Origin of the sequence: Streptomyces sp. Ag109_O5-10 (genome assembly GCF_900105755.1) — a bacterium.
Taxonomy (GTDB): Bacteria; Actinomycetota; Actinomycetes; order Streptomycetales; family Streptomycetaceae; genus Streptomyces.
Window position 1 is genome coordinate 3,582,504 of record NZ_FNTQ01000001.1, and the last position, 15,112, is coordinate 3,597,615.

General features: G+C 71.1%; 16 protein-coding genes. 11 read left to right on the forward strand and 5 right to left on the reverse strand.

What is annotated here, in order from left to right:
- Nucleotides 1-198 precede the first annotated feature (198 nt).
- Together BLW82_RS16325 and BLW82_RS16330 are read right to left on the reverse strand one after the other, a co-directional pair.
- Entirely contained in the window at nucleotides 199-963 is a 765-nt protein-coding gene (locus BLW82_RS16325; RefSeq protein ID WP_093499498.1) for a DUF4328 domain-containing protein, read from the reverse strand.
- A gap of 114 nt (nucleotides 964-1,077) precedes the next feature.
- On the reverse strand, nucleotides 1,078-2,733 hold the full coding sequence (locus BLW82_RS16330) for a beta-N-acetylhexosaminidase (RefSeq protein ID WP_177232969.1): 1,656 nt from the start codon (nucleotides 2,731-2,733) through the stop codon (nucleotides 1,078-1,080).
- 155 nt (nucleotides 2,734-2,888) lie between these two features.
- On the opposite strand from BLW82_RS16330, the gene BLW82_RS16335 reads away from it, so the two are divergent.
- The 5 genes from BLW82_RS16335 (at nucleotide 2,889) to BLW82_RS16355 (ending at nucleotide 7,072) form a co-directional block, all read left to right on the forward strand.
- Nucleotides 2,889-3,461: a 2-oxo-4-hydroxy-4-carboxy-5-ureidoimidazoline decarboxylase gene (locus BLW82_RS16335; protein WP_093499500.1), complete on the forward strand. Its 573-nt coding sequence runs from the start codon at nucleotides 2,889-2,891 to the stop codon at nucleotides 3,459-3,461.
- 192 nt (nucleotides 3,462-3,653) lie between these two features.
- Nucleotides 3,654-4,034, forward strand: coding sequence for a succinate dehydrogenase, cytochrome b556 subunit (sdhC, locus tag BLW82_RS16340; RefSeq protein WP_071659649.1), 381 nt, complete (start codon nucleotides 3,654-3,656; stop codon nucleotides 4,032-4,034).
- Nucleotides 4,035-4,039: 5 nt separating this feature from the next.
- Entirely contained in the window at nucleotides 4,040-4,519 is a 480-nt protein-coding gene (locus BLW82_RS16345; RefSeq protein ID WP_093499501.1) for a succinate dehydrogenase hydrophobic membrane anchor subunit, read from the forward strand.
- Nucleotides 4,520-4,538: 19 nt separating this feature from the next.
- Nucleotides 4,539-6,293 (forward strand): succinate dehydrogenase flavoprotein subunit, encoded by a 1,755-nt coding sequence (gene sdhA / locus BLW82_RS16350; RefSeq protein ID WP_093499502.1) that lies wholly within the window; start codon nucleotides 4,539-4,541, stop codon nucleotides 6,291-6,293.
- Nucleotides 6,293-7,072 carry a succinate dehydrogenase iron-sulfur subunit gene (locus tag BLW82_RS16355; protein ID WP_093499503.1) on the forward strand — a complete coding sequence of 260 codons (780 nt, stop codon included), beginning with the start codon at nucleotides 6,293-6,295 and terminating at the stop codon, nucleotides 7,070-7,072. Before sdhA ends, BLW82_RS16355 begins: the two co-directional genes overlap by 1 nt.
- Nucleotides 7,073-7,139: 67 nt before the next feature.
- On the opposite strand, the gene BLW82_RS16360 is transcribed toward BLW82_RS16355, so the two are convergent.
- Complete coding sequence (locus BLW82_RS16360) at nucleotides 7,140-7,580, reverse strand: hypothetical protein (protein WP_093499504.1); 441 nt, start codon at nucleotides 7,578-7,580, stop codon at nucleotides 7,140-7,142.
- A gap of 131 nt (nucleotides 7,581-7,711) precedes the next feature.
- Here BLW82_RS16360 and BLW82_RS16365 point away from each other — a divergent pair, with 131 nt between their 5' ends.
- From BLW82_RS16365 to BLW82_RS16380, 4 genes are all read left to right on the forward strand, one after another.
- A complete protein-coding gene (locus BLW82_RS16365; RefSeq protein WP_093499505.1) occupies nucleotides 7,712-8,122 on the forward strand; it encodes a VOC family protein in 411 nt (136 codons plus the stop codon).
- A gap of 94 nt (nucleotides 8,123-8,216) precedes the next feature.
- The gene (locus BLW82_RS16370; protein ID WP_093499506.1) at nucleotides 8,217-8,624 is read left to right on the forward strand and encodes a hypothetical protein; all 408 of its coding nucleotides are present in this window, start codon (nucleotides 8,217-8,219) and stop codon (nucleotides 8,622-8,624) included.
- Nucleotides 8,621-9,115, forward strand: coding sequence for a thiol-disulfide oxidoreductase DCC family protein (locus BLW82_RS16375; protein ID WP_256215829.1), 495 nt, complete (start codon nucleotides 8,621-8,623; stop codon nucleotides 9,113-9,115). The genes BLW82_RS16370 and BLW82_RS16375 overlap by 4 nt, the downstream gene beginning before the upstream one ends.
- A gap of 9 nt (nucleotides 9,116-9,124) precedes the next feature.
- On the forward strand, nucleotides 9,125-9,871 hold the full coding sequence (locus tag BLW82_RS16380) for a TetR/AcrR family transcriptional regulator (RefSeq protein ID WP_093499507.1): 747 nt from the start codon (nucleotides 9,125-9,127) through the stop codon (nucleotides 9,869-9,871).
- Here BLW82_RS16380 and BLW82_RS16385 read toward each other — a convergent pair.
- On the reverse strand, nucleotides 9,864-12,272 hold the full coding sequence (locus BLW82_RS16385; protein ID WP_093508081.1) for an MMPL family transporter: 2,409 nt from the start codon (nucleotides 12,270-12,272) through the stop codon (nucleotides 9,864-9,866). The genes BLW82_RS16380 and BLW82_RS16385 overlap by 8 nt on opposite strands.
- A 175-nt stretch (nucleotides 12,273-12,447) precedes the next feature.
- Here BLW82_RS16385 and BLW82_RS16390 point away from each other — a divergent pair, with 175 nt between their 5' ends.
- Nucleotides 12,448-13,137, forward strand: coding sequence for a response regulator transcription factor (locus BLW82_RS16390; RefSeq protein WP_093499508.1), 690 nt, complete (start codon nucleotides 12,448-12,450; stop codon nucleotides 13,135-13,137).
- A complete protein-coding gene (locus BLW82_RS16395) occupies nucleotides 13,134-14,567 on the forward strand; it encodes a sensor histidine kinase (protein ID WP_093499509.1) in 1,434 nt (477 codons plus the stop codon). Before BLW82_RS16390 ends, BLW82_RS16395 begins: the two co-directional genes overlap by 4 nt.
- Nucleotides 14,568-14,705: 138 nt before the next feature.
- On the opposite strand, the gene BLW82_RS16400 is transcribed toward BLW82_RS16395, so the two are convergent.
- Nucleotides 14,706-15,107: an ATP-binding protein gene (locus tag BLW82_RS16400; RefSeq protein ID WP_093508082.1), complete on the reverse strand. Its 402-nt coding sequence runs from the start codon at nucleotides 15,105-15,107 to the stop codon at nucleotides 14,706-14,708.
- Between the last annotated feature and the right edge of the window lie 5 nt (nucleotides 15,108-15,112).

The window sequence follows — 15,112 nt, forward strand, 5'->3', positions numbered from 1 at the left end:
GTGCGACGGTACGGCAGTGTCACACGTGCCGGACACCCGGGATCCGAAGGGGTCCGAAGAAAGGCTTTTCAGCCAACAGTGCGTCCGGGCCGGGATCGGCGGGCCGGGCAACAACGCGGCCGTGGGTGGGAGCTCGGCCGTGGACAGAAGCGCGGCCGGCCGTCGGACCGCGGCCAGGCGCCAGAGCGCGGCCAGGCCTCAGACCGCGACCGGGGCGGTGCCCGCCATGGCCTTCTCGTGCTGCATCCGGGTCAGTCGCACCACGAGCAGGACGGCGAGGACGGCGGCGGCGAGATCGAGAGCGTGCGCGATGAGCAACTCCACGGAGACGGCTTGGTCCCAGGCCACGCCGAGGTCGTCGTCGGATTCGGTGCTCGCCAGGCGGCCGGCGAACAGCGCGACCAGCCACAGGGTCCACCAGGCGTTGACCAGCCTGTGCGAACGGGCCGCCCCCCGCGGGCTGCTGGCGTCCCAGATGTCGAGGGTGATCCGGCGCGGGAACCAGAGGCTCGCGATCGGCACGAACCAGCCGCCGATCGCCCAGCGCGGCGACATGCTCTGCCGGAGCGGGTCGAACACCTGGGCGTTGGCGCGCACCCGCTGGAACCAGCACAGGTACACGATCACGCAGGCGACCATCGAGACGGCATGGGCTTGGGCGGCGAGGCGGACCAGCGCGTCGGCGCGGTCGGCCCGCAGGAACACCGCGGCACCGGTCTCGCCGTCCACGAGGTCGCCCATGACGTCGTACCTCAGGAAGTTCGCCCAGACGGCGAACAGGTCGGCGGCGACGACCGCCCCGAGCAGTACGGCAGCGGCCCAGCCGAGGCCCACCGGCGAGCGCAGCCACAGCCCCGGCGTGCTGCCGGCGGCCGGGACCGGCGCGGGCGGGTCGCCGAGGCAGCGGTGGCACAGGGTGGTGCCGGGCGCGGCGGCGAAGTGGTGGCAGCGGGCGCAGATCAAGACGGTTCCCCCGGGACGCGGTCGGGCACTCGGTTGCGCACGGCACCCTCCCCCGGCCCGCGCGGAATGCGGAACATACGGCCCGCCACACCGTACGTCCACCGTGATTCCGTGTCAGCCCAGCCTGTTCGCCAGGGCCTTGAAGTCCGTCCAGGACATCGCCGGGGTGGTCGCCGGGTCCCAGAGCTTCTCGATGGTGGCCCGCAGCGGCATCCTGATGCCGGCCGCCACCTGGTCCTGGGTCTGGGAGCCGGCCAGGTCGCACCAGACCGCGAAGGAGCCGCCGAGGACCTGGGGTTCGTAGCGCGCGGCCACGGCCGAGGTGCCGCGCAGCATGCGCGGGATCCACTGCTCGTAGATGCGCTGCCCGGTCGGGTAGACGAAGGTGTTGGGCTGCCCGAGGACGTAGTACAGGTACTCGTCGTTGTAGTTGAGCACCTTGCGGCCCGCCCTCAGGTACTCCACGGGCTGCCGGGCGCCGTTCTCCTTGCCGGTCCAGTAGGCGACCTGGAGGTCGTCGGCCGGCTGCACGGAGGTGCCCGTCAGGAAGCCGTCGTTCCAGGCCCGCATGGTGCGTTCGTGGGCGCGGACGGTGTCGGCGCGGTCGTTCAGCCAGCCGGTGGTGAGGTCGGCGACGGTGCCCGAGTCCCCGTACGCCTCCCGGGCCGCTGCCGCCAGCTGCGGATAGGAGGCCTCGGGGTCCGCGACGGTCAGGGCCTGGTACTCGTCGCCGCCGAGGTTCCAGGAGGAGCCGGGGAACAGGTCGGCGTACTCGTCGAGCAGGTCGTCGACGATCTTCGCCGAGGCGTCCTTGGAGATGTCGATGGCGCCCCTGGTGGCGACGCCCTGCGCGTTGCGCAGCCGCAGTTCCGGGTGGGCGGCGAGGACGGCGCCGAGGTGTCCGGGCGAGTCGATCTCCGGTACGACCTGGATGTGCCGGGCGGCGGCGAGCGCGACGATCTCCTTCACCTGGGCCTTGGTCAGATGGTCCCGGGAGACGATCTCGGGGTGGGTGTCGGACTCGATCCGGAAGCCCTGGTCGTCGGAGAAGTGCAGCCCGAGTTCGTTGAACTTCAGGTCGCCGAGTTCTCGTATCCGGGCCTCTATCCAGTCGGCGGTGAACGGCTTGCGCGCGATGTCCAGCATGAACCCGCGCTGCGGTTTGGCCGGCTGGTCCCGCACCACCCCCTCCGGGGCCGTACCGCCGCCGTGCACCTCCTGCTTGAGGGTCCGGGTGCCGTAGAAGACGCCGGCGTCCCCGGGCCCGCTGATCCGCACCGACCCGCCGCGCACGGTCATGGTGTACGACTCCGGGTCCCCGCCGCCGCCGAGGTCGAGCCGCAGGTCGCCCGGCCGGACATCCTCGTCCGCGCCCTTCTGCCCGGCGTACGTCAGTCCCAGCTCGCCCGCGGTCAGCCGCCCCTCGTCGGCCAGCGCCGGGTCGCTCACCACGACCCGGCCGCCCCGCTGCGGGCGCCAGCCGGGGCCGCGGGCGGCGATGTGGGAGCGGACGGCGGGGATGGTGCGGGGGGCCTGGGAGAGCGGGTAGCTGCGGGTGGGTGTGGGGGTGGCCGCCCCGGACGAGGCCGACCGGTCGCTTCCGGAGGGCTGCCGGGACGCTCCGGCGGTACTCCCGCCGTCGCCGCCCGAGGAGGCCCATACGCCGATGCCCGTGCCGAGCGCGACGGTCCCCGCGACGGCGGCGGCGACCACCACCGCCCGCCTCCGCGCGCCCTCCCGTGTCGACGGCCTGCGCCTGTGCTGGCTCACGGCTACAACTTACGACGCACCCGCCGCACAGCCGTCATCGACGCAATCTGAAACTCTCCCGTTCGGGTGAAATTCAGGCAACCAACGGACACACCGTGGACGTCCTCGATAACGTCGACGACACATCTCCCACAGCATCCCCTGCCACACCACATGTGACGCGAGGACCCACGCTGCCCGCCCACCGCCTGCCCGATCTCCCCGCCCCGCTGGACGCCTTCAACGCCGCCCCCGACGACGAGGCCGGCGCGCTGCTCCTGCACTGTCTGCACAGCCTGCGCTGGTCCCGCCGCATCAGCGACCACCGCCCGTACCCCGACGTGGAGTCCCTCCTGGCGGCGGCGGACGAGGCGGCGTACGACCTGTCGCCGGGGGACCTGGCGGAGGCCCTGGCGGGCGAGTGCCTTCCGGAGCTGCCCGAGGACACCTACTCGGCGGCCCACACGGCCCTGACCGCGGCCCACGCGGCCTACGAGGCGAAGTTCGGACACGTGTTCGTGATCTACCTGGGCGACACACCACCCGCCGAATCCCTGGACCGCGTCCTGGAAGGCATCCGGTCACGTTTGACAAACGATCCGGAAGAGGAACGCGTCGTGGCGGCCGAGGAGCTCCGGCGCCTGGCAGGCGGACGGCTGGCCGAGAGACTCAGGGGCGCGGGGCAGCGTCCATCAGCGGCTCCGCCGCGGAGCGCGACCAGCCCAAACGCACCCGCACCCGGCAAATAACCGAATCCGGCACCCCGGATGCCGCCCGGCTAACCCATACGCGTGCCACTTTGATCACACCGGTAGGCCCGGCGTAAGCCCAGCGGCAGCGCCTCGCTACGATGCTGGGGGCCGGTGGACCGTACCCGGCCGGGCCCGACCGACACCCACAAGCCGGCGCGGCCCCGATACCCCGCTCCCGGAGGGACTTCCGTGCCGGCTGGAACGCTGTACCGCGGCCGGGAAGGAATGTGGTCCTGGGTGGCTCACCGAGTCACCGGCGTCCTCATTTTCTTCTTCCTGTTCGTTCACGTGCTGGACACCGCTCTCGTCCGCGTCTCCCCCGAGGACTACGACAAGGTCGTAGCCACGTACAAGACGCCGATCGTCGCACTGCTGGAGTACGGCCTGGTGGCCGCCATCCTCTTCCACGCCCTCAACGGCCTGCGCGTGATCGCCGTCGACTTCTGGTCGAAGGGCCCGCGCTACCAGAAGCAGATGCTCTGGACGGTCGTCGGTGTCTGGGTCGTCCTGATGGCCGGGGCCGTTTACCCCGTTCTCGGCCACGCCGCTCGTGTCCTGTTCGGGAGCTGACGCAGATGTCGACCACTGAAACCCCCGCCGGCGTCGGCCCCGTCGAGGGCGCACCCCTCTTCGACGTCGACAACCCGGCCCCCCTCATCGAGGCCCCGCGCAAGCGCACCAAGAAGACCCCGCGCTCCACCCGCGGCAACTTCGAGATGGCCGCCTGGCTGTTCATGCGCCTGTCCGGCGTCGTCCTCGTCGTCCTGGTCCTCGGCCACCTGCTGATCCAGCTGGTGCTCGACGGCGGCGTGTCGAAGATCGGCTTCGCCTTCGTGGCTGGCCGCTGGGCGAGCCCCTTCTGGCAGGTCTGGGACCTGCTGATGCTGTGGCTCGCGATGCTGCACGGCGCGAACGGCCTGCGCACGATCATCAACGACTACGCGGAGCGCGCGAACACCCGGCTGTGGCTCAAGGGCCTGCTCTACACGGCCACGGTGTTCACCATCCTGCTGGGCTCGCTGGTGATCTTCACCTTCGACCCGAACATCCGCTAGGCACGGGGCTGCGAGAATCATGAAGATCCACAAGTACGACACCGTCATCGTCGGCGCCGGCGGCGCGGGCATGCGCGCGGCCATCGAGTCCACCAAGCGCAGCCGCACCGCGGTCCTGACCAAGCTCTACCCCACCCGCTCCCACACGGGCGCCGCGCAGGGCGGCATGGCCGCCGCGCTGGCCAACGTGGAGGAGGACAACTGGGAGTGGCACACCTTCGACACGGTCAAGGGCGGTGACTACCTGGTCGATCAGGACGCCGCCGAGATCCTGGCGAAGGAGGCCATCGACGCCGTCCTCGACCTGGAGAAGATGGGCCTGCCGTTCAACCGGACGCCCAACGGGACGATCGACCAGCGCCGCTTCGGCGGTCACTCCCGCAACCACGGCGAGGCGCCGGTCCGCCGGTCCTGCTACGCGGCCGACCGCACCGGCCACATGATCCTCCAGACGCTGTACCAGAACTGCGTGAAGGAGGGCGTGGAGTTCTTCAACGAGTTCTACGTCCTGGACCAGCTGATCACCGAGGTCGACGGCGTCCGGAAGTCGTCCGGCGTGGTGGCGTACGAGCTGGCCACCGGTGAGATCCACATCTTCCAGGCGAAGGCGGTCATCTACGCCTCCGGCGGCACCGGCAAGTTCTTCCGGGTGACGTCCAACGCGCACACGCTCACCGGTGACGGCCAGGCGGCCGTCTACCGCCGCGGCCTGCCGCTGGAGGACATGGAGTTCTTCCAGTTCCACCCGACCGGCATCTGGCGCATGGGCATCCTGCTGACGGAGGGCGCCCGCGGTGAGGGCGGCATCCTCCGCAACAAGGACGGCGAGCGCTTCATGGAGAAGTACGCGCCGGTCATGAAGGACCTCGCGTCCCGTGACGTCGTCTCCCGCTCCATCTACACGGAGATCCGCGAGGGCCGCGGCTGCGGTCCCGAGGGCGACCACGTCTACCTCGACCTCACCCACCTGCCGCCGGAGCAGCTGGACGCGAAGCTCCCGGACATCACCGAGTTCGCGCGCACCTACCTGGGCATCGAGCCGTACACGGACCCGATCCCGATCCAGCCCACCGCGCACTACGCCATGGGCGGCATCCCGACCAACGTCGAGGGCGAGGTGCTGAGCGACAACACCACCGTCGTCCCGGGCCTGTACGCGGCCGGCGAGGTCGCCTGCGTGTCCGTGCACGGCGCCAACCGCCTCGGCACCAACTCGCTCCTGGACATCAACGTGTTCGGCCGCCGGGCGGGCATCGCGGCCGCCGAGTACGCGCACGGCCACGAGTACGTGGAGCTCCCCGAGGACCCGGCCGGGTTCGTGGTCTCCCAGATCGAGCGGCTGCGCTCCTCGACGGGCAACGAGCGGGTCGCCACGCTCCGCAGGGAGCTGCAGGACACCATGGACGCCAACGTCATGGTGTTCCGCACCGAGCAGACGATCAAGACGGCGGTCGAGAAGATCGCGGAGCTGCGCGAGCGCTACAAGAACGTCTCGATCCAGGACAAGGGCAAGCGGTTCAACACGGACCTGCTCGAGGCCATCGAGCTGGGCAACCTGCTCGACCTCGCCGAGGTCATGGCGGTCTCCGCGCTGGCCCGCAAGGAGTCCCGCGGCGGTCACTACCGCGAGGACTACCCCAACCGCGACGACGTCAACTTCATGCGCCACACCATGGCGTACCGCGAGGTGGGCGACGACGGCACCGAGTCCATCCGTCTCGATTACAAGCCGGTCGTCCAGACCCGCTACCAGCCGATGGAGCGTAAGTACTGATGGCAACCCCTGTTCTGGACAAGGCGGACGCGGCAGGCCGGCCCGAGCCCGGTTTCGCCGACTCCCCCTACATCACGGTCACCTTCCGGATCCGCCGCTTCAACCCGGAGGTCTCCGCGGACGCGGTCTGGGAAGACTTCCAGCTGGAGATCGACCCGAAGGAGCGCGTCCTCGACGGCCTCCACAAGATCAAGTGGGACATCGACGGCACGCTGACCTTCCGCCGTTCCTGCGCGCACGGCATCTGCGGTTCGGACGCGATGCGGATCAACGGCAAGAACCGTCTTGCCTGCAAGACCCTCATCAAGGACATCAACCCCGAGAAGCCGATCACGGTCGAGCCCATCAAGGGCCTGACGGTCCTCAAGGACCTGATCGTCGACATGGAGCCGTTCTTCCAGGCGTACCGGGACGTCATGCCCTTCCTCATCACGAAGGACACGAACGAGCCCACGCGCGAGCGTCTGCAGTCCCCCGAGGACCGCGCGCGCTTCGACGACACCACGAAGTGCATCCTCTGCGCGGCCTGCACGTCCTCGTGCCCGGTCTTCTGGAACGACGGCCAGTACTTCGGCCCGGCCGCCATCGTCAACGCGCACCGCTTCATCTTCGACAGCCGTGACGAGGCGGCCGAGCAGCGCCTGGAGATCCTCAACGACCGCGACGGCGTCTGGCGCTGCCGCACGACCTTCAACTGCACGGACGCCTGCCCGCGCGGCATCGAGGTCACCAAGGCGATCCAGGAAGTCAAGCGCGCACTGATCACGCGCCGCTTCTGATCCCGGTTCGGCCACGACGGCGAAGGCCCCGCTCCCGCGCAGGGAGCGGGGCCTTCGGCGTCCGGCCTCAGCCCACGGCCGGTCTGCGCCACTCCCGGGCGCCCGCCGCGCGCATCAGGGTCAGCGCCTCGTCCGGGTCGCCGGAGACCAGGGGGTGGACGAGTTCGACGTAGCGGACCTGACCGGCGAGGGACCTGCGGAGCCGGCGCAGGCTGCGGGCGTCGAAGGAGACCCGGCCGCGGCGGTCCACGACACCTGCCGAGACGGCCAGCCCCTCGACGCCGATCTTGCACTCGGTCAGCGCGGTCCTGCGGCAGACGTGGATCTCGACGTCGCCCTGCCACAGGCCGAGGACCGCCTTGTAGGTCACTCCCGAGCCGGTGTAGGCCGCGACGGCGAGATGCCGGTCCCCTCCGCCGCCGTCCGGCCCGTCCAGGCCCAGCCGCTCGGCGACGTCGGCGAAAGCCGCCCGCGCCTCGCCGTGGAAGGCCTCTGCTCCCGGAGCCATCCCCGCCCCCTCGCTCGCCCGGCACCGACGACGGCTCAGCGTAGCGATGTGACGGCCCCCTTCTCGGCCCATTGAGTGACCCGACGGTCAGCCCGCCCGGCAACCGTCATCTCCGCTCCTAATCTGATCGCATGTCAGATGACGAGTCGTACGAACTGCTCGGGTTCGACAACGTGGTGATGCCCGTCGGGAATCTCGCGGCCGCCGTCGCCTTCTACGAGCGGGCCGGGTTCACGGTGGGGTTCCGGTTCGACGAGGGCGGGATCGCCCTGTTGAAGGTCGGGGGCGAGACGCCCGGGATCCTGTTGCGGGCCGAGGAGGGCCTCGGATACCGGCCGGCGGTGTGGGCGTCGCCGCGCGTGTGGCTGGAGGTGCCGGACGCGCGGGGCGCGGCCAGGCGGCTCAAGGAGGCCGGGATCGCCGTGCTCGACGAGCCGTTCTCCGTGGCCACCGGCTGGACCGTCGAGGTCGCCGACCCGTGGGGGAACATCATCGGCCTCACGGACTACAGCAAGCGGCCGGAGCTGGCTCGGCGAGGGTGAAGCGGGTCACCCCGCAACGGAGTTGAACGCGTTCAAAACTAGGTCTACAGTCATCCCTGTCAGCGTTTTGAACGCGTTCAAGAAGGGGTGGGGCATGGACCGCACGGTCATCGCCTACGTCATCTACCTGCTCGTCAGCATCGGTCTGACCATCTGGGTGGCCCGCACGCTCAGCCGCAACGGGCGGATCTTCCTCTCCGACGTCCTGCACGGCAACGAGCAGCTCGCCGACGCCGTCAACCACCTCCTGGTCGTCGGCTTCTACCTCGTGAACCTCGGCTTCGTCGCGCTCTACCTGCACACCAGCGACACGATCGACGACACCCGGGGCATCTTCGAGGCGCTGTCCTCCAAGCTCGGCGTGGTGCTGCTGGTGCTCGGCGTGATGCACCTCGGCAACGTGTACGTGCTGAACCGGATCAGGCGCCGCGGGATCATGGAGAAGGAGCAGCTCCCGCCGGTACCGCCGCAGGGCTGGACCGCGCCGGCGGCCGGCGCGTGACCGCCGTGACCGCCACCGCCGACCGGGGCGCCGTGCGCGTCCCGGTCCACGGGCTCACCGTCCTCTACGACGCCGAGTGCACGCTCTGCACCCATCTGCGCGACTGGCTCGCGCGGCAGCCGCAGCTGGTGCCGCTCACCCTGGTTCCCGCCGGGTCGGACCAGGCCCGCGCCCGCTTCCCCGAGCTGGACCACTCGGCCACCTTCGACGAGGTCACCGTCGTCGGCGACGCGGGGCAGGTCTACCGGGACACCGCCGCCTGGATCGTCGTGCTCTGGGCACTGCGGGATCATCGGCCGCTCGCCCACCGGCTCAGCACGCCGGCCGGGGCCCGGCTGGCGCGGGGCGCGGTGCTCGCCGCCGCCTGGTGGCGGGGCGGCCTGGGGACCGGGAAGACCTTCCGGCGGGAGGACGGATGGGTGTACGAACCCGGTGTCGGATGGATCTACGACCCTCCGGGCTGTGCCGGCGGCGTCTGCGCCACTCGTTAGGCTCTGTCCGTGTCCGCGAAGAACGACGGTCCCGTCGAGGCCGCTGCCCAGAGCAAGTCCGAGCAGACCCGCGCGCTGATCCTGGAGACGGCGATGCGCCTGTTCCGGGAGCGGGGCTACGAGAAGACCACCATGCGGGCCATCGCCACGGAGGCCGGGGTCTCCGTCGGCAACGCGTACTACTACTTCGCCGGCAAGGAACACCTGATCCAGGGCTTCTACGACCAGCTCGCCGCCGAGCACCGGGTGGCGGTCCGCGAGGTCCTGGACAAGGAGACCGACCTGGAGGCGCGGCTGGCCGGCGTGCTCAAGGTGTGGCTGGACATCGCCCGGCCGTACCACGAGTTCGCGGTCCACTTCTTCAAGAACGCCGCCGACCCCGACAGCCCGCTCAGCCCCTTCTCCCCGGAGAGCGAGCACGCGCGCGTGGAGGCGATCAGCGTGCACCGCGAGGTGCTGGCCGGGGCGAGGACGAAGGTCGCCCCGGAACTACGGGACGTGCTTCCCGAGTTGATGTGGCTCTCGCAGATGGGCCTGGTCCTGTACTGGATCTTCGACCGGACCGAGGGCCGGGAGCGGAGCTACCGGCTGGCCGAGCGGGGGGCCCGGCTGACCGCGCGAGGCGTGTCCCTCGCGCGGTTCCGGGTCCTGCGGCCGCTCGTGCTGGAGGTGCACGAGCTGTTCACGGACTTCCTGCCCGGGATGACGCGGGTGCTGCCGGATCCGGGGGGCAGGGCCAAGGGCTCGGCTAGTTGACCGCGTCCACCTCGTCCCCGGTCAGCTCCACGTCGTAGACCACCGGCCCCTCCCCCACCGTCACGTGCCGGGCCTTCGAGCCGTACGACGCCGACGTGACCGCCAGCAGATACGCACCCGGCGCCGGGACCGACACGATGTAGGAGCCGTCCGCCAGGGACGTGACGCGGTCCAGTTGGCGGCCGCCCTTGGACATCAGGGTCACGGTCACCTCCTCCACCGGGTCGCCGTCCGCCGTGCGGACGAAGCCGTGGATCGCCGTGGCCGGGCCGGTGGACTCGGCCGGCTCCGCAGCCGCCGGCTCCTGGGGTTCCACCGCCAGGTGCGGGAGCCGCTTGTCGAGCCAGGCCGGCAGCCACCAGTTGGAGCGGCCCAGCAGGTGCATCGCCGCCGGGACCAGGGCCGTACGGAGGATGAAGGCGTCCAGCGCGACCGCGGCCGCCAGTCCGACGCCGGCCATCGCCGCGCCCGAGTCGCCGCTGAGGACGAAGGCGAGGAAGACGCAGACCATGATCAGGGCCGCGGAGTTGATGACGCGGCTGGTCTCCGCGAGGCCGACCCGGACCGCCCGCGCGTTGTCCCTGGTGTGCACCCACTCCTCGTGCATCCGGCTCACCAGGAACACCTGGTAGTCCATGGAGAGGCCGAAGAGCAGGGAGAGCATGATGACCGGGAGGAACGCGTTGATCGGGCCCTCCTTGCCGAGGCCCAGCAGGTCCAGGCCCCAGCCCCACTGGAAGACCGCCACGAGGACGCCGAAGGAGGCCGCCGCCGCGATCAGGTTCATCACGGCGGCCGTCAGCGGGACGATGAGGGAGCGGAAGGCGACCAGGAGCAGCAGGAAGCCCAGGGTGATGATCGTCCCGATGAAGAGCGGCAACCGGTCGCCGGTGACGGAGGCGAAGTCCTTCGACACCGCCGTCACGCCGCCCACGTGCGCCTGTGCGCCCGCCTTCGGGATCACCTGGTCGCGCAGGGTGTCGATGAGGTCGTCGGTCTCCTTGGACTGCGGTGAGGTGGTCGGGACCACCTGGATGACCGTGACGCCCCGCGCCGGGGGCAGTTCGGCCACCTGGGCGACGCCCGGGGTCGACCGCAGGCCCTGGACCAGCGTCGCGGTGTCGCCGCCGACGCTGACGACCTGGAGGGGGCCGTTGAAGCCGGGACCGAAGCCCTCGGCGAGCAGGTCGTAGGCCTTCCTGGTGGTCGTGGACGCGTCGTCGTTGCCCTGGTCGGTGGCGCCGAGCCGGAGCGAGAGGACCGGGATGGCCAGCACGGCCATGACGACCACGGCGAGCGCGGCGATGCGGCGCGGGCGCTTCTCGACGTTCGCCGACCAGCGGGCCGCGAGGCCGCTGGCCCTCTCCGGCTCCGGGCCCTCGGCGGCGAGCCGGCGGCGCTGCCGGCGGCTGAGGACGCGCGGGCCGAGGAAGCCGAGCAGGGCGGGCAGCAGGGTGGTGGCCGCGAGGACGCTGAGCACGACCGTGAGGGAGGTGCCGATGACCACGCCGTCCAGGAAGTGCAGCCGGGTGACCAGCATGCCGGCCAGCGCGATGCAGACCGTGCCGCCCGCGAACAGCACCGCCCGGCCCGAGGTGTTGAGGGCGGTGACCGCCGACTCCTCGGGGTCCATGCCGCGCAGGATGCCGCGCCGGTGCCGGGTGACGATGAACAGGGCGTAGTCGATGCCGACGCCGAGGCCGATCAGGGAGGCGAGCAGCGGCGCGATGTCGGGGATGTCGGTGGTGTGGCTGAGCAGCTGGGTCGAGAACAGGCCCATGCCGACGCCGAAGACGGCGATCGCGATGGGCAGGGTCATCGCGAAGAACGAGCCGAAGGCGAGGAACAGCACGACGGCCGCCGCGACGATGCCGACCATCTCGGACAGGCCCTGCGGCGGCTCCTGGACGCGCTGGATGGCCTGGCCGCCCACCTCGACCTGGAGACCCGCCCGTGCGGCGCCCTGGGCGGTGTCGAGGACCTTCTGCACCTGCTCCTTGGGGATCTCGTTCGCCCGCTTGGTGAAGGTCAGCTGGGCGTAGGCGATCGTGCCGTCCTTGCTGATCTGCGCCGACCCGCGGGCGCCCGCGTAGGGGCTGCTGACCGCGCCCACGCCGGGCAGCTTCGCGATCTTGTCGAGGGCCGGCTGGACGCGGTCCTTGACCGCCTGGTCCGTCACCGAGCCGCTGTCGGCCTTCCACACCACGGTGTCCGTGTCACCGGAGGTGTTCGGGAAGGCCTTCTGCATCAGGTCGTACGCGGTCTTGGAGTCCGTGTCGGGGAGGGAGAACACGTTCGCGTAGTTCGTGCCCGCCGACGAGGCCGAGAAGCCCACGCCGACGAGTGCCCCCACCCACAGCAGCAGGACCACCAGCCGGTGCCGATAGCACCACCGTGCCAATGCCGTCACGCTCAACAGCTCCTTGTCGTCGATCACTTCGGTCGGTTGGTCCCCCAGGTCCTGGGCAACAGGATCGGCAGTGGGGGGCGCGCCGGGACACGGGGCGTGCATGACTCTCAAGGAACTCCAAAGCTGCGCGCCCCCGGCTGTCGGTGGCGGCGCCGATACTGGGGGCATGACGGCTCCAGGCAGCACCGTGCTGATCGTGGAGGACGAGCCGAGCATCGCGGACGTCCTCGCCATCGCCCTGCGCTACCACCGGTTCGAGGTGATGACGGCCGGTACGGTCCGGGCCGCCCTCGCGCTGGCCGAGCGCACCCGGCCGGACGCGGCCCTGCTCGACGTGATGCTGCCGGACGGCGACGGACGGGCTCTCGCCCGCGAACTGCGCGCCCGGCAGCCCGACCTGGCGCTGGTGTTCCTCACCGCACGGGACGCGCCCGCCGAGATAGTCGGGGCGCTCGGCTACGGCGACGACTACATCACCAAGCCGTTCAACATCGACGAGGTCGTCGCCCGGATCGGCGCCGTGCTGCGCCGTACCCGCCCGGCGGACGTCATCCAGCAGCGCCCGCCGCTGCGCTACGGCGACCTGGAGCTGGACGAGACGACGTACTCGGTGCACCGCGCCGGCCGTACGGTCGAGCTGACCCCGACCGAGTACGCGCTGCTGCGCTTCCTGGTGCGCAACGGCGGCCGGATCGTGCCGAAGGAGCAGCTGCTCAGGCACGTCTGGCAGTACGAGCACATACCGTCCGAGTCGACCGTCGTGGAGACCTACATCAGCTATCTGCGGCGCAAGCTCGACGCGCTGGGCGCACCGGTGATCACCACCCGGCGGGGCGTCGGGTACGGCCTGACATGAGCCTCGGCAAACGCCGGCACCGGCACGGACTGCACTCGCTGCGCGGCAAGCTCACCCTGGCCAACGTCGGACTGCTCGCCGTCGGCATCGTGGTGGCGGCCGTCGCGAGCATCATGGGCATGCGGCTGTACCTGCTCGACCAGGTGGACTCCGAGCTGCTCAAGATGCGGACGTCACTGGGGAGTTCGGGGCTGACCCTGCGGCAGGTCGACTCGCTGGGAGCGCTCGGCGTGATCCGCGACCGGATCACCCCGGCCGAGTCCGACCCGACCCCGGACTCGATCTTCACGGTCATCGACGCCAGCGGCGAGACGATCTCCCTCTTCGACATGAGGCCGACCGCGGCCCAGCGCTCCCTCGCCGCCGCCGTGCCCGACCCGCGGGCCCTCGCCGCCGCGCCCGACCCGCGCGACGTCGACGTGCACGGCGCCTCCTACCGGGTGACGGCGACCCGGCTCGCCGACGGCTCCTGCATCCTGCTGGCCACCTCGACCGAGCTGCTGCACAAGGGCATCGCCAAGGCGCTCAAGCTGGACTTCGCGGTCGGCACGCTGCTGCTCGCACTGCTGTGCTGCCTGACCATGTACAGCGTGCGGAGACGGCTGCTGCCGCTGGAGGACATGGTGGAGACCTCGTCCGCGATCGCGGAGGGCGACCTGACCCGGCGGGTGCCCTCCAGCCAGCATCCGACGGAGGAGGTCGAGCAGCTGCGGCTGGCCCTCAACGCCATGCTCCACCAGGTGGAGACGGCGTACCGGACCCGCGAGCGCAGCGCGTCCCAGCTGCGCCGGTTCGTCGCCGACGCCTCGCACGAGCTGCGCACGCCGCTGGCCGCCATCCGCGGCTATCTCCAGCTGTACGACAAGGGGATGCTGCGCGAGCCCGGGGAGCGGCGGCGGGCCTGGGACCGGATGCACGGCGAAGTCGACCGGATGGGGCGGCTCGTGGACGAGTTGCTGCTGCTCGCCCGGCTCGACCAGCGGCCGGAGATCCGGTTCCGGAACGTCGACGTGAGCCGGCTGGTGCGGGACGCGGCTCAGGACCTGCGGGCGCAGCAGCCGGAGCGGCCGGTGGCCGTGGCGGCCGACGGGGCGGTGCTGGTGCGGGCGGACGAGTCGGGGCTGCGGCAGGTGCTGGGGAACCTGATGGCCAACGTGCGGGTCCACACACCGGTGGACGCGGCCGTGCGGCTGGAGGTGGAGCGGGCGGACGGGGTGGTCCGGGTGTGTGTGGCCGACGAGGGGCCAGGACTCGGGGAGGAGGACGCCGGGCGGATCTTCGACCGGTTCTTCCGGGTGGGGAGTGCGGAGGGGAGCGGGCTGGGGATGGCGATCGTGCAGGGGGTGGTGGAGGCCCATGGAGGTGAGGTGCGGGTGCGGACCTCTCCGGGGGAGGGGCTGGCGGTGACGGTGACGTTGCGGTCGGTGTGAGTTTCGGGTGCGGGTGGGTGGGGGCCGGCCGCGCAGTTCCCCGCGCCCCCAAGAGCAAGGGCGTTGCAGTGCCGGTCCGTTGAGGGGCGCGGGGAGCTGCGCGAGCAGCCACGACGGCGCCGCAGCCGCACATGACGGCTACGGGTGGACCGAGATCAGTGCCCACACGGTCCTGCCGTGGGCTCCCCTGCTCCACACTCCCCACGCCGCCGCGATCGTCTCCACCAGGTGCAGGCCCCGGCCGGTCTCGTCGTCCTCCCGGACGATCCGCAGGCGGGGCTCCGCACGCCCCTCGTCGGAGACCTCCAGCAGGCAGGAGCCGTCGGCCAGGGCGGTCACCGCGACCTCGAACTCCCGCTCCAGGAGAAGGCCGTGGCGGACGACGTTGGTGGCCAGTTCGGAGACGAGGAGCAGGGCGTCGTGGACCGCCGCGGTGTCCGGGCCGTGGCCCCACGCCGCCAGGTGGTCCCGGACCCGGTGCCGGGCCAGGCCGACGGACGCCGGGTGCCGGGGCAGCCGGAAGGCGCTGCGCCTCAGCACGCCGG